This window comes from Paraburkholderia atlantica (assembly GCF_000092885.1).
Taxonomy (GTDB): Bacteria; Pseudomonadota; Gammaproteobacteria; order Burkholderiales; family Burkholderiaceae; genus Paraburkholderia; species Paraburkholderia atlantica.
In genome coordinates, this window is the sequence record NC_014118.1 from 622,403 (window position 1) to 634,679 (window position 12,277).

Genomic DNA, 12,277 nt, shown 5'->3' on the forward strand with positions numbered 1-12,277 from the left:
GTACGAGAGTGAAATGCGTTTGATACCCGCTTGTTATCCCAAACACACAGGAATCCATCATGGAAAAGATCGAAAACGTCCTCGCTGCAGGTAACTCCCACGCCACGGTCAATCGCGACCCCGCAGCCCAGCGCGGCGAGTACGGCGTCTACGACCTGAAGCTGACCGCACCAGGTGTCGAGACCCTCGACTACATCGGCACCGAGCCCCACCCGAGAGCCGAGCAGCTGTTTGCGGGCGCCTGGTCGGCCTGCTACACGACCGTGTTCGGCATGGCGGCCCAACTGAAGAAGGTCACGCTGCCGCCCGACTATTCGGTCGACATCCGGGTGAACATCGGGCAGACCGGTGCGGCGTGGTTCCTCGGCGCCGAGTTCGACATCCGCGTGCCCGGAGTGGAAAGGGAAGTCGTCGAGAAAATCGCGCACCTGGCCCATCAGATCTGCCCGTACTCGAAGTCGGTGCGCGGCAACATCGAGGTCAGTACCAACATCGTCACGGCGTAATACGTCAGGGCACGTGTCTCTGCCAGGAGCAGGTGCCCTTCACTGAACATCTTTGAAGGAATTCTCATCATGAAGACCAAGCTCATCGTTGCACTGCTCGTCGCAGTTTCCGCGTCCGTCACCGTACCCGCGTTCGCCAGCGGCTATGGACCGGCCCCGTTCTACAAGCCCTCGGTGGGCGCACCGGCATCGCAAAGCGGTCAGAGCCTGCGAACCGTCGCGGCGGAACGCGCGGACGAAGCTACACGGGAAAAGGCGTATGGCGGTGCGGTTTCCGGGCTGTCGGAATCAGGCAGCCATGTCGCCGCGACGTCGCGTGACAAGCTCTTCGCACACCACTAGATCGTCCATCCCTCCGTCGCTCGGCCGTCGCGCATCCTCGTTGTTGCTGCGCGCCGGTCACGGCAATCGGACGGTCGATGAGTTCGCCACGGAGAAAGAAGCAGCGCTCAGAGCGGTTCTACGATGCGGTACTGCGCGCTCTTCGCCGCGAGACCTTCACGGTGGGTTGAACGCTTCCGGCAGCGATGCGCCATATGTTGTGGCGCGATATAATCGTATGCGATGTATATCCCGTGAAACGTCAGGCTCCAGCGAAGGAGGCTACATATGAAATCCAGGGATCAACTGGCACCCGAAAATCTGATGCTTTCCGATTACCTGTGCTTTGCGGTCTACTCCGCGAACCTGGCTTTCGGCAAGGCATACAAGCCGATACTCGAGGAACTCGGACTTACCTACCCGCAATACATCGCGATCATTGCGTTGTGGGAGGACGACAACCAGACCGTCAGCGGTCTTGGCGCCAAGCTGTTTCTCGAGTCCAACACGCTTACGCCAATGTTGAAGAAGCTCGAGGCGATGGGTTATGTGGAAAGGCAACGCGATCCCGGCGATGAGCGCCAGGTGCGGGTCAGTCTCACGAAGAGCGGCCGGCGGCTGCGCGAAAAAGCACTGAAGATGAACCCGGTCGACACGGGCCTTGCGTCCGACGAGTTCGCAAAAGTTCAGGCGTCGGTCGTGACGTTGCGGAACAATCTTATCAAGTCAGTCCGGAACGACGAGTGAACGCTTAACGGTCGCGCATTGCAGGGTCGCCTAAGTCGGACATTCAACGGACTTTTGGGCGCCTCACGGGAGACTTCACGGTCGATCGAACCTCGCGGGGACCTGTTTTAGACGAGCGAGTGCGATCAGCTGCGGACTTGCCGGTCTTTGCTGCGTCCTGTCGCGTCGCGCGCTCCTGCGCGTAGGAAGGGCTCAGTTCAGTCTTTAGATCTTCGCGCCGCAATGGTTCGCCGCAGGCCTGGCAAACAGTGCCAATGCCGGCATCGTTGCCACAGGTGACATGCGTGAAGCGTACCGCGACGTCGTCGCCCTGCGATTTGTGCCACTTTTCGCCCCATTCGCGAAGCGCCAGCATGACCGGGTAGAACGCTCGGCCCATTTCGGTGAGTTCGTATTCGTAACGTGGGGGCGTTGCCATGTAGCGCTTGCGCTCGATCATGCCGTCCGCTTCGAGCCGTTTGAGCCGGGACGAGAGCATCTGGGGCGTCGCTTGCGACTGTGCCACCAGACTGTCGAATCTTCGATTGCCCATGAACAGTTCGCGCAGGATCAGAACAGCCCAGCGGTCGCCGATGACTGCCTGAGACAACGCGATCGGGCACAGCGTATCGCTCTTGTCGGGCAATGCACTCATTCAAACCTCCATCGAAATTGCCACGATTGTCAGTATGATAATCATAGCAATATCGGCGGGGGTTTGCGCCCTGAACGCAGTCGTGCGGCGCATGCCGGCGCGCCGCACATAGCCTCCATATCACCTCAGCGATGCTGCCCGACCTTCTGCCGCTTCTCTAGCACGCGCGCATACCAGGTCAGCGGAAAACACATCGCGAAGTAGATCATCGCGACCATGCCGTAAATCGGAAACGGCCGGAACGCGGCATTCGTGATCATCGTGCCGGTCTTCGTCAGTTCGATGAAGCCGATGATCGACGCGAGCGCAGTGCTCTTCACCACCTGCACGAGAAAACCGACGGTGGGCGCGACCGCGATTTTCAGTGCCTGCGGCCACACGATATAGCGCAACTGCTGGCCGAACGTCATGCCGAGGCTCGCGCCGGCCGCCCACTGACCGCGCGGCACCGCTTCGACGCAACCGCGCCAGATGTCGACCAGATAAGCGCTCGTATAGAGCGTCAACGTGACCGTCGCGGCGGCCCACGGCGACACGTCGATGCCGATGAGCGGCAAGCCGAAGAACGCGAGAAAGAGCTGCATCAAGAGCGGCGTGCCCTGAAACACCTCGACGTACAGCACGACGATACGGCGCAGCCACGCGATCGGTGACACGCGCATCGCGAGCAGCACGAGCCCGACAACCCCACCGCCGACGAACGCGATCAGCGACAGCAGCACCGTCCAGCGCGCGGCGAGCAGCAGATTGCGGGCGATATCCCACAGCGTGAATTCGACCATGATCAGCGCTCCGTCGGCAGGGTGCGCGCGCCGCGCCACATCAGGCGGCTGCGCCAGTTGCGCGGCAAGCCGTCGTTGCCGCTACGGTTGTTACTACCGCTGGGGCCACGGACCGCGCGGCCCGCGAACAGCCCGCGCCCGAAGCGGTTCAACAGCTGCCGCAGCACGATCGACATCAGCAGATAGGTCGCCGTGATGATCACGTAGCTCTCGAACGAGCGGAAGTTGCGCGACTGGATGAAGTTCGCGGCATAGGTCAGGTCGGGCACCGAAATCTGCGACACGACGGCCGAGCCGAGCATCACGATCAGCACCTGGCCGAGCAGCGCGGGAAATACGTTGGCGAGCGCCTGCGGCAGCACGACGTAGCGGAACACCTGGCGTCCCTGCAGGCCGAGCGCCTGGGCGGCCTGCACCTGGCCGCGCGAAATCGAATCGATGCCGGCGCGCACGATCTCGGTCGCATACGCGCCGAGATTGACGCTCATCGCGAGAATCGCCGCCTGAACCTCGTCGATATGAATGCCCAGGCTCGGCAGGCCGAAGAACACGAAGAACAACTGCACGAGAAACGGCGTGTTGCGGATCAGTTCGACATAGCTCGCGACCAGCCAGCGCGCCCACTTCGGCCCGGCCGCCGCAATGCTCGCGCCGGCGATGCCGACGAGCCCGCCCGCCAGGGTCGACACGGCGGTGAGACCGAGCGTCACGGCGGCGCCGCGCGCGAGCATCCCCGCATAGAGGCCGAAGCCGGTGAAATCGAACGCGTAAGTCATGGCCTCGTGCCCATCGTAGGATCAGGTTGCGGCGCGGGCTTCACAGCACCACGCCACGGGTTTCAGAGATCGGCCGGCAGCGGCGCGCGCAGCCACTTCTGCGAGATCGCGTTCATCGTGCCGTCCTTGCGGGCTTTGGCAATCGTTTCGTCGACCTTCGCCTTCAGGCGCGGCTCGTTCTTGTTCAGACCGACGTGATCGGGCGAGCTGAACAGCGCGAACTTCTGCTCCGGATCGTTCGCCGGATGCCGCGCGAGAATCGTCGCGCCGACGTCGTTGCCGACCACCATCAACTGTACCTGACCAGAAAGAAACGCCGAAATAGCGCCGTTCGGATCGTCGAAACGTTTGATGTTCGCCGACGGCGGCGCGATCTTCGTCACGCTCAGGTCTTCGAGCGTGCCGCGCGCGACCGAGATCGACTTGCCGCCGAGATCGGCCGCGTTCTTCACCGGCAGCGATTTCGGGCCGAACACCGCGAGGTAGTACGGCGCGTACGGTTGCGAGAAGTCGATCACTTTTTCGCGCTCGGGCGTCTGGCCGACCGACAGCAGCATGTCGGTCTTGTGATCGGCGAGGAAGGCCATGCGGTTGTCGCCGGTCACCGGCACCAGTTCGACCTTCGCGTTGAGCGCCTTGCCGATCAGATTGGCGACGTCGATGTCGTAGCCGACCGGCTTCATGTCCGGACCGATCGAGCCGAACGGCGGATAGTCTTCGAACACGCCGATGCGCACGGTGCCGGACTTCGCGATGTCGTCGAGCGCGTCGGCATGCGCGGCCGATGGCAGCGCGCCGAGCGCGGTGATTGCGAGCGTCGCGGCGAGGGTCGCGAACACGCGGCGGGTCGATTGGAGAGCGGGGCGCTGGTTCATCATCTGGTCCTCTGTCGTCATGCGGTTTTATCGAAGCGAAGCGTGTGGGATGGGTTCGGGTATCAGGCGGTGCGCGCTGCGATCAGCTTACAGGCGTGCGGCGGCAGCTCGGCGAGCACCGGCATGCCGAGCGCGAGCCCGGGCGTTTCGCGCGGCGTGGTCGCGGCGGTCAGCGTGAAGCCCGCACAATCGATCGTCGCTTCGAGCGAGGCGCCGACGTCGCGAATGAATATGACGGTGCCGGGCAGCCGGTTCGCGTCCGGTGCCTCCGTGGCCGCCTTCACGCAGATGTCCTCGGGGCGGATCAACAGGCGGATCGCGTCGCCGCTCGCAACCGGCTGCCGCGCATCGGCGAGCGGCGCGCTCGGGCTCGGCGTCACCGCGATGCGCCGTCCACCCGGCAGGCTCACGACGCCAGCGCCGTCGTACTGCACCGGCAGGATATTGCCGAGCCCGATGAAGTCGGCGACGAACTCGTTGACGGGATCGCGGTAGATGTCGAGGGGCTTGCCGACCTGCGCGATGCGGCCTTTCTCCATCACGACGATCTCGTCGGCCATCGTCATCGCTTCGCGCTGGTCGTGCGTGACCATGATCGTCGTGATGCCGAGGCGTTGCTGCAGCAAGCGGATTTCGACCTGCATCGCTTCGCGCAGCTTGGCGTCGAGCGCGGACAGCGGTTCGTCGAGCAGCAGCAGTTGAGGCTCCGAAGCAATCGCGCGCGCGATCGCGACGCGCTGACGCTGTCCGCCCGACAACTGCGTGACCGGCCGGTTCGCCATGTGCGGCAGCCGGATCAGTTCGAGCAGTTCGGCGACGCGGCGGGTTTGCTTCTCTCTTGCGACCTTGCGCAGCTTCAGCGGATACGCGATGTTCTGCGCGACCGTCATGTGCGGAAACAGCGCGAGCGACTGGAACACCATGCCGAAGTCGCGCCGGTTGGCCGGCAGCCACGTGATGTCGCGGCCGGCGAAATGGATGCTGCCCGCGCTCGGCGTTTCGAGCCCGGCGATCATCCGCAGCAGCGTGGTCTTGCCGCAGCCTGACGGGCCGAGGAAGCAGACGAGTTTGCCGTCGGGCACGCTCAGGTCGACGTCGTCGACGGCATGCACTGCGCCGAAGCGCCGCGTGACGGCTTGCAAGGTCAGATGGGTCATCGCAGGCTCCAGCAAGGTGGCGGGTTCACAGCGCGACGCCTTCGTCGCCGATCAGCTTTTCCAGCAGCCAGATCAGCGCGAAGTCGATCGCGACGATCACCACCGCGAAACAGAACACGGTCGGATCAAGCGACGACACCGTGCGGCTATAGAGCCACACGGGTAGCGTCATCGTGTCGATGCTATACAGGAAGAACGTGACCGTGAACTCGTTGAACGACACGATGAACGCGAACAGCATGCCGGCGAGAATGCCGGGGCGCATCAGCGGCAGCACCACGTCGACGAGCGCGCGGCTGGGGTTCGCGCCCATCACGAGCGCGGCTTCCTCGAACTCGGGGCCGATCGATGCGACCGACGCCGCGCAGTTCTTCACCGTGAACGGCAGCGCCAGGATCACATGCGCGATGATCAGCCGGCCGACGCCCAGCTCGACCGGCAGCACGTTGAACACCAGCAGCAGCGACAGGCCGAGCATCACGAGCGGATAGACGAGCGGCAGCGCGACCAGCTGCTCGACCGCCGGTTTGCCGCGAAAACGGTAGCGCGACAGTGCATACGCGGCGGGCACGGAGACCAGCGTCGCGATCAGCATCGTCGATAGCGCGACGATGAGGCTCGTGGTCAGCGCGGCGCCCATCGACAGCGTATCGGTCGCGTCCGGCGACACGAAGCTGTGCCACGCCGCGCGATACCAGTGCAGGCTGTACGCGTGCGGCGGGAATTCGAGCGTGTCGGCCGCGCTGAACGACATCGCGATCATCGTCAGGATCGGCAGCGCGGCGAGAAACAGCACCACGCCGGCCACGAGCGCGGTTGCGCGGCGGAGCTGCCCGGGCATCGTATCGGGCAGGCGCGGGAAGCGCGGCGAACGAGGTTCGGTGCGCGGCAGGCGCGAAGCTGGCAGCGGCGTGCTCATGCGTGAGGCTCCCCGGTCAGACGTTGGGTGCGGCGCACGAGCCGTTGCGAGAGCGCCATCACGGCGAGCGTCGCGACCATCAGCACGACGCCCGAAGCGGAGGCCGCCGGCCAGTTCAACAGCGGCGCGACCTGATCGTGCACCAGCACGGCGAGCATCGGCACGCGCCGGCCGCCGAGCAGCAGCGGTACCGCGAACGCGCTCGCGTTATACGCGAACACCAGCAGCGCACCCGACACGAGGCCCGGCATCGCGAGCGGCAACAGCACGTGGCGCAGCGTTTGCCAACGCGTTGCGCCGAGCGTCGCGGCGGCTTCCTCGTACGAGATCGACACCGCACGCATCGCGCTGGACAGCGGCAGAACGGCGAGCGGAAACGCGGTCTGGATCAGCCCCAGCAGTACGCCATGCTCGCGATAGAGCCACATGACCGGACGCTCGACGAGCCCGCTCGCGAGCAACGCGTGATTGAGCAGGCCCGCCGGGCCGAGGATCACCAGCCAGCCATAGCCTTGCAGCAGCAGATTGACCAGCAGCGGCAGCAGCACACCCGCGAGGAGCAGCCGGCGCGCGAGCCGCGAGGTCGTGCGCGCCATCGCGAGCGCAACCGGAATCGCGAGCACGACCGTGCACAGCATGCTCTGGAACGCGAGCCGCAGCGTCAGCCACAACGACTTCAGGAAGTAGCCGTCGAGCAGGTCCGCGTAGTTCTGCAGCGTGAAGCTGCGCCATTCGTTGCCTGACGTGCCGAAGCTCATGCGCAGCACGACCAGCGCGGCCGCGCCGAGGATCGCCAGAAACACCAGGATCGGCGCGAGCAGCAGCCACGGCCGGGCTTTCGCGCGCGTCGTTGCGCCGCCAGCGGGGGCGGTCAAGGCAGTCTCGACGATTACGGAAGCGCAGGCAGCGCCGCCGGGCGTCGGACCCGGCGCCGCTTCGTCCGGCATCATCGCGGCACGCCGCGGGAAGCGCGCGAGCATCGTGGTTACGCCGAGAAGATTTCGGTGTAGCGCTTGATCCACGCCGGCTGCACGACGGCGAGCGCCTTGTCGTCATGCAGCACGGCTTTCTCGGCGATCTGCTGCGGGCTCGGCACGAACGCGCGGCTCTCGGCCGGAATCCTCGCTTTCGAATTGACCGGGCCGTTCAGCACGTCGGCGGCCATGCGGCCTTGCACGCCGGCGTCGAGCGAATGATTGATGAACGCGTGGATCAGGTCGCTGTCGCCCGGATGCGCTTTCGGGATCACCGTGAACATCAGCTGCGTCGCGAAGCCTTCCTTCATGCCGTAGGTGACGCCCATCTTGTACTCGGGCTTGCGGATCTGGTCCGGAAAAAACGCCGGCGAGTAGATGCCGCCGATGTCGAGCGAGCCGGTGCGGAACAGGTCGGCCACCTGGTTCGGGTTCTCGCCGAGCGTCATCACATGGTCTTTCAGTTGCGCGAGCTTCCTGAAGCCGGGCTCGATGTTCTGCTGCGAGCCGCCGTTCATCTTCGCGGCGATGATCGCGAGGTCGACCGCTTCGGCCCACTCGGGCGGCGGCAGGAATACGCGACCGCCGTATTTCGGGTCCCACAGTGCCTCGTAAGACGAAGGCGGCGTCTTGACCGTCGCGGTGTTGTAGATGAGGCCGTCGGACCACAACAGATAGCCGACGCCGAAGCCGTTCGCGCCGGTACGGTATTGCGGCGCGACGTCTTTCAGGTTCGGCAGGCGGTCGAGCTCGGGCTTCATCAGCAGGTCCGCGTCGGCGAGGCCGGCCGCGCCGACGCCGGCGAGCGTGATCACGTCGTAGGTCGGGCGCTCGCCCGCCGCCTTGACTTTCGCGACCATGCCGGAGGTGCCGTCGGCGCGATCGGCGATCACCTTCGCGCCGGTCTTCGCGGTGAAGGTCGCGGCGATGTTGCGCAGCGCGGCCGTGCCGGTATCGTCGGACCATGTCAGGATGCGCAGCGTCTTGCCGCTGAAGTTGTGCTCCTGTGCGCGCAGATTGAGGAACGGCATCGGCAGAGCGGATGCCGCGAGCGCCGTACCGATCGTCTTGATGGCTTGCCTTCTACCGCGTTTGATCTGCTGCATGACGGTCTCCTGTGATGAACGCCCGTTGCCGATGAATCGCTATGACCGCTGCCGGATGAACCGTGCGTGGAGGCACTGTAGGTTTGCCAAAATCACGCAACAATCGAAATATGCGCATGGGTGGCATGACCTGCGCTCATGGCTCGCGGTGCGCGGGCGCGGCGGCGCGCGGTTCAGCGACGCGACAGGAGGCTACCGGCGACGGTGCATGCGGGTTAACGTCCATCTTTGACCGTTGAATACAAGGTGCATCGAGGCATGAGGAAAGCTCGGTTCTGGTGCGGGTGCCGCAGGCCTTTCGCACCACCGCGGTGCGACATCGGCCGGAACGCGCATTTTTCGCGCGCCATGAGCCGAACGCATGCGGGTTCGCCCGCGCGCCGGCTCGTGCGCGCGCCGCCGATCGCGTATGCTTTGGGCATCACGGGCATGGCGGCGACAAGCGCTGCCGCAGCCCCGCAATGATTTTTTCTGATCCTGGACGACATCCGATGCGACGCCTACCGCCGCTCAACGCGCTGCAGATTTTCGAAACCGTCGCGCGGCATCGCAGCTTCACGCGTGCCGCCGATCATCTGTGCCTGACCCAAGGCGCGGTCAGCCGGCAGATCATCGCGCTCGAGGAGTACTACAAGTTTCCGCTGTTCAAGCGTCACGCAAAGGGGCTGACGCTGACCGCAGAGGGCGAAATGCTGCTGCCGACGGTCAAGGAGAGCTTCGCGCGGATCGAGGAAATGTCGCTGCGCTTGACGAGGCAGCGCACCGATCTCGCGCTGAAGGTGCCGACCTGCGTGATGCGCTGGATGCTGCCGAAGATCATGCGCTTCCAGTCCGAATATCCCGATTTGCACGTGCAGATCACGACCACCTGGCAGCACGACGTCGATTTCCAGAGCGAACCGTTCGACGCGGCGATCATCTACGGTTCGTCGCCCGGTGCGGACGTGCAGGCGGTGTCGCTGTTCGAGGAGCGTCTGACGCCGGTCTGCACGCCCGAGCTGCTGAAGGACAAGCCGCTCGCGCAGGTGGCGGATCTCGCGCGCCATACGCTGCTGCATCCGACGCGGGATCATCGCGACTGGAAGATGTGGCTCGCAAAAGTCGCGGAGACCGATGCGACGGGCGCCGCCACGATCGACGCGGAGCTCGGCCCGAGCTTCGATACGCTCGACATGGCGACCAATGCCGCCGCGCAGGGCTTCGGCATCGCGATCAGCGATCTCGCGCTGATCGACGAGGACGTCGCGGCGCGCCGCCTCGTCCGGCCGTTCGAAACGGTGCTGAAGACCGGCTGGCGCTATTACTTCGTGTATCCGGACTCGGTCGCGCAACAGCAGAAGCTGAATCTGTTCCGCGACTGGATGGTCGAGCACTGGGAAGAGTGAGTTGCCGTCCGCCAGCGCCGGATCAGGCCTCAGGTCACGGCGCGAACGACAGAAACAGATAAGCCGCGAATAGCGATAGATGCACGGCGCCTTGCAGAATCGTCGTGCGTCCGGTACTCAGGGTTAGCGTGGCGACCACCAGCGTGAGCGCGAGCAGCACCATGTCCTTGCCGTTGATGCCGAGCACGATGGGCTGACCGATATAAAGGAACACGCCAGCGACGGTGGGAATGGTCAGGCCGATACTCGCCAGCGCCGAGCCGAGCGCGAGGTTCAGGCTGGTCTGCAGACGATCGGCGCGCGCCGCGCGCAGTGCCGCGAGTCCTTCCGGCAACAGCACTAGCGACGCAATCACGATCCCGACCACCGCCGGCGGCGCGCCCGCGCCCAACACCGCGGATTCGACCACTGGCGACAGCACTTTCGCGAGCAGCACGACCGCGACCAGACTCACCAGCAGCAGCACGCCGCTGATGGCCGCGAGGCGCGCGCCCGGCGGCTCGGCATGGACGTCTTCGTCGGGCACGCCGGCGAGGAAGTAGTCGCGATGGCGCACCGTCTGCACGAACACGAACACGCAGTACAGCACCAGCGACGACACACCGGCAAACGCGAGCTGCGACGGCGACAGGACCGGCCCGGGGCTGGTGGTCGTGAAGTTCGGCATCACGAGCGTCAGCACCGACAGCGATGCCAGCACCGCCAGCGCGGCCGCCGCGCCGCGGCTCTGGAAGTCCTGTTCCAGATGGCGGATGCCGCCCGCCAGCAGACATAGCCCGACGAGCCCGTTGCAGACGATCATCACGGCCGCGAATACCGTATCGCGTGCGAGGCCGGCTTTCTCGGGACCGGACGTCAGCATCACCGAGACGATCAGCGCCACCTCGATCACCGTGACGGCGACCGCGAGCACCAGCGTGCCAAACGGCTCGCCGACACGATGAGCGACCACTTCGGCATGATGGACGGCGGCAAACACGGCCGCGCACAGCGACACGCCGACCAGCGCGAGCAGCAGCGCGTTGCCCGGCATCGCATAGGCGGCACCGAGCACGATCCAGCTAATGATCGGCGCGATGAGGGTCCAACGGGGCAAGACGGTCGCCGGCGAAGTCATGCGGCCTTCCTTTCGGTGCGTGTGGAAACTTGCGGTAATATCTTAACAAGTGATGTTAAGCTATTAAATTATAAGGGAAAAATTGCTGCGAAATACCGGCGCTTCGCTGAGTGATGCGCTCAACATATCGCGGTTATGAGGGCGCGGGAAATCGCCGCGTCGGACGATGCGAGGGCGCACCGGGGGCAATCGTGTCGAGCGATGGATCGGAGGGGAAATTGGCGTCGCGACGGAGCTTTCCGCCGTCGACGCCAGCTTGCTGCTTTTACTGCAACTTCTTCGGCAGTTTGACCGGCTTACTGGCCGATTGCGCGAATCGACAGTGCGCTCTTCACCGATGTCACGCCTTCCACGCCTTGAGCGGCGTTCGTCGCGATTTCGATCTGAGCCTGCTCCGGCACCGAACCTTCCAGTGTGACCGCGCCGCTGCGTGCGCGCACGGTGATGTTGCCGACGGTCAGGCCCTTCGTACGTGCGAGCTTCGCGCGGACCTTCTTCTGCAGAGCGCGATTAGCCTGTTTAACTTCCTTGGTGGTCGGTGCCGCTGCCGCCGGCGCTGCGGTCGCAGCTGCATCGCTGCTTTGCGCATACGCGTTGAGGGAAGCGAAAACGACCAGCGCGCCGCCGATCACCTTGATTGCCGAGAATGCTTTCATTCAACCATCTCCTATTGTCGTAGAACGTCGATCCCCCGGATGGGGTCGATTTTTTTTACATCAGCGGGTACAGCGGGATTCAATGCGAATGAAACAGGTACAGCAGCCATGCGAACACTTTCAGCCGACACACACGTTTCCGCGCGCCGCGAAGCGCGCGCAAAACATGCAAACGGCCGTGTGACCGGCCGGAAGCACACGATACAGCAATTGGTGCCATGTTGACTTGCCGGCGCAGAAAATGAGGCGTCGGTACAACGAATTTGCCGATCGCAACCGGTCGATGACGCGGGATTTCAGCATCGGCTTAATGGACATCCAG

Annotated in this window: 14 protein-coding genes; 4 read left to right on the forward strand and 10 right to left on the reverse strand. The window is 64.5% G+C overall.

The window, feature by feature from the left end; all coding sequences use genetic code 11:
• The first annotated feature begins 59 nt into the window (after positions 1-59).
• The 3 genes from BC1002_RS18850 to BC1002_RS18860 all read left to right on the forward strand — a co-directional run bounded on the left by BC1002_RS18850 (position 60) and on the right by BC1002_RS18860 (position 1,574).
• The gene (locus BC1002_RS18850) at positions 60-506 is read left to right on the forward strand and encodes an OsmC family protein (RefSeq protein ID WP_013091582.1); all 447 of its coding nucleotides are present in this window, start codon (positions 60-62) and stop codon (positions 504-506) included.
• Positions 507-575: 69 nt separating this feature from the next.
• Positions 576-848: a hypothetical protein gene (locus BC1002_RS18855; RefSeq protein ID WP_013091583.1), complete on the forward strand. Its 273-nt coding sequence runs from the start codon at positions 576-578 to the stop codon at positions 846-848.
• Positions 849-1,115: 267 nt separating this feature from the next.
• Positions 1,116-1,574 (forward strand): MarR family winged helix-turn-helix transcriptional regulator, encoded by a 459-nt coding sequence (locus tag BC1002_RS18860; protein ID WP_013091584.1) that lies wholly within the window; start codon positions 1,116-1,118, stop codon positions 1,572-1,574.
• Positions 1,575-1,617: 43 nt separating this feature from the next.
• On the opposite strand, the gene BC1002_RS18865 is transcribed toward BC1002_RS18860, so the two are convergent.
• From BC1002_RS18865 to BC1002_RS18900, 8 genes are all read right to left on the reverse strand, one after another.
• The gene (locus BC1002_RS18865; protein ID WP_013091585.1) at positions 1,618-2,208 is read right to left on the reverse strand and encodes a winged helix-turn-helix transcriptional regulator; all 591 of its coding nucleotides are present in this window, start codon (positions 2,206-2,208) and stop codon (positions 1,618-1,620) included.
• A 125-nt stretch (positions 2,209-2,333) separates the two neighbouring features.
• Positions 2,334-2,990 (reverse strand): amino acid ABC transporter permease, encoded by a 657-nt coding sequence (locus BC1002_RS18870; RefSeq protein ID WP_013091586.1) that lies wholly within the window; start codon positions 2,988-2,990, stop codon positions 2,334-2,336.
• A 2-nt stretch (positions 2,991-2,992) separates the two neighbouring features.
• Positions 2,993-3,766, reverse strand: coding sequence for an amino acid ABC transporter permease (locus tag BC1002_RS18875; RefSeq protein ID WP_013091587.1), 774 nt, complete (start codon positions 3,764-3,766; stop codon positions 2,993-2,995).
• Positions 3,767-3,828: 62 nt separating this feature from the next.
• Entirely contained in the window at positions 3,829-4,641 is an 813-nt protein-coding gene (locus BC1002_RS18880) for a transporter substrate-binding domain-containing protein (protein ID WP_041735296.1), read from the reverse strand.
• A 62-nt stretch (positions 4,642-4,703) separates the two neighbouring features.
• A complete protein-coding gene (locus tag BC1002_RS18885; RefSeq protein WP_013091589.1) occupies positions 4,704-5,798 on the reverse strand; it encodes an ABC transporter ATP-binding protein in 1,095 nt (364 codons plus the stop codon).
• Positions 5,799-5,823: 25 nt separating this feature from the next.
• Positions 5,824-6,717, reverse strand: a complete 894-nt coding sequence (locus tag BC1002_RS18890; protein ID WP_013091590.1) for an ABC transporter permease — start codon at positions 6,715-6,717, stop codon at positions 5,824-5,826.
• Entirely contained in the window at positions 6,714-7,697 is a 984-nt protein-coding gene (locus BC1002_RS18895) for an ABC transporter permease (protein ID WP_013091591.1), read from the reverse strand. Before BC1002_RS18895 ends, BC1002_RS18890 begins: the two co-directional genes overlap by 4 nt.
• Positions 7,698-7,702: 5 nt before the next feature.
• A complete protein-coding gene (locus BC1002_RS18900) occupies positions 7,703-8,797 on the reverse strand; it encodes an ABC transporter substrate-binding protein (protein WP_013091592.1) in 1,095 nt (364 codons plus the stop codon).
• Between the two features lie 491 nt (positions 8,798-9,288).
• Between BC1002_RS18900 and BC1002_RS18905 the strand changes: the two genes are divergently transcribed.
• Positions 9,289-10,182 (forward strand): LysR substrate-binding domain-containing protein, encoded by an 894-nt coding sequence (locus BC1002_RS18905; RefSeq protein WP_013091593.1) that lies wholly within the window; start codon positions 9,289-9,291, stop codon positions 10,180-10,182.
• A gap of 34 nt (positions 10,183-10,216) precedes the next feature.
• On the opposite strand, the gene BC1002_RS18910 is transcribed toward BC1002_RS18905, so the two are convergent.
• Both BC1002_RS18910 and BC1002_RS18915 read right to left on the reverse strand, forming a co-directional pair.
• The gene (locus tag BC1002_RS18910) at positions 10,217-11,299 is read right to left on the reverse strand and encodes a calcium:cation antiporter (RefSeq protein ID WP_013091594.1); all 1,083 of its coding nucleotides are present in this window, start codon (positions 11,297-11,299) and stop codon (positions 10,217-10,219) included.
• Positions 11,300-11,595: 296 nt separating this feature from the next.
• Positions 11,596-11,955 carry a BON domain-containing protein gene (locus BC1002_RS18915; RefSeq protein ID WP_013091595.1) on the reverse strand — a complete coding sequence of 120 codons (360 nt, stop codon included), beginning with the start codon at positions 11,953-11,955 and terminating at the stop codon, positions 11,596-11,598.
• Positions 11,956-12,277: the final 322 nt, after the last annotated feature.

Excerpts from the sequence above, each read along its gene's own strand:
- BC1002_RS18850 (WP_013091582.1), top strand. The coding sequence starts at position 60 with ATGGAAAAGATCGAAAACGTCCTCGCTGCAGGTAACTCCCACGCCACG.
- BC1002_RS18855 (WP_013091583.1), top strand. The coding sequence starts at position 576 with ATGAAGACCAAGCTCATCGTTGCACTGCTCGTCGCAGTTTCCGCGTCC.
- BC1002_RS18860 (WP_013091584.1), top strand. The coding sequence starts at position 1,116 with ATGAAATCCAGGGATCAACTGGCACCCGAAAATCTGATGCTTTCCGAT.
- BC1002_RS18865 (WP_013091585.1), bottom strand. The coding sequence starts at position 2,208 with ATGAGTGCATTGCCCGACAAGAGCGATACGCTGTGCCCGATCGCGTTG.
- BC1002_RS18870 (WP_013091586.1), bottom strand. The coding sequence starts at position 2,990 with ATGGTCGAATTCACGCTGTGGGATATCGCCCGCAATCTGCTGCTCGCC.
- BC1002_RS18875 (WP_013091587.1), bottom strand. The coding sequence starts at position 3,766 with ATGACTTACGCGTTCGATTTCACCGGCTTCGGCCTCTATGCGGGGATG.
- BC1002_RS18880 (WP_041735296.1), bottom strand. The coding sequence starts at position 4,641 with ATGAACCAGCGCCCCGCTCTCCAATCGACCCGCCGCGTGTTCGCGACC.
- BC1002_RS18885 (WP_013091589.1), bottom strand. The coding sequence starts at position 5,798 with ATGACCCATCTGACCTTGCAAGCCGTCACGCGGCGCTTCGGCGCAGTG.
- BC1002_RS18890 (WP_013091590.1), bottom strand. The coding sequence starts at position 6,717 with ATGAGCACGCCGCTGCCAGCTTCGCGCCTGCCGCGCACCGAACCTCGT.
- BC1002_RS18895 (WP_013091591.1), bottom strand. The coding sequence starts at position 7,697 with ATGCTCGCGCGCTTCCCGCGGCGTGCCGCGATGATGCCGGACGAAGCG.
- BC1002_RS18900 (WP_013091592.1), bottom strand. The coding sequence starts at position 8,797 with ATGCAGCAGATCAAACGCGGTAGAAGGCAAGCCATCAAGACGATCGGT.
- BC1002_RS18905 (WP_013091593.1), top strand. The coding sequence starts at position 9,289 with ATGCGACGCCTACCGCCGCTCAACGCGCTGCAGATTTTCGAAACCGTC.
- BC1002_RS18910 (WP_013091594.1), bottom strand. The coding sequence starts at position 11,299 with ATGACTTCGCCGGCGACCGTCTTGCCCCGTTGGACCCTCATCGCGCCG.
- BC1002_RS18915 (WP_013091595.1), bottom strand. The coding sequence starts at position 11,955 with ATGAAAGCATTCTCGGCAATCAAGGTGATCGGCGGCGCGCTGGTCGTT.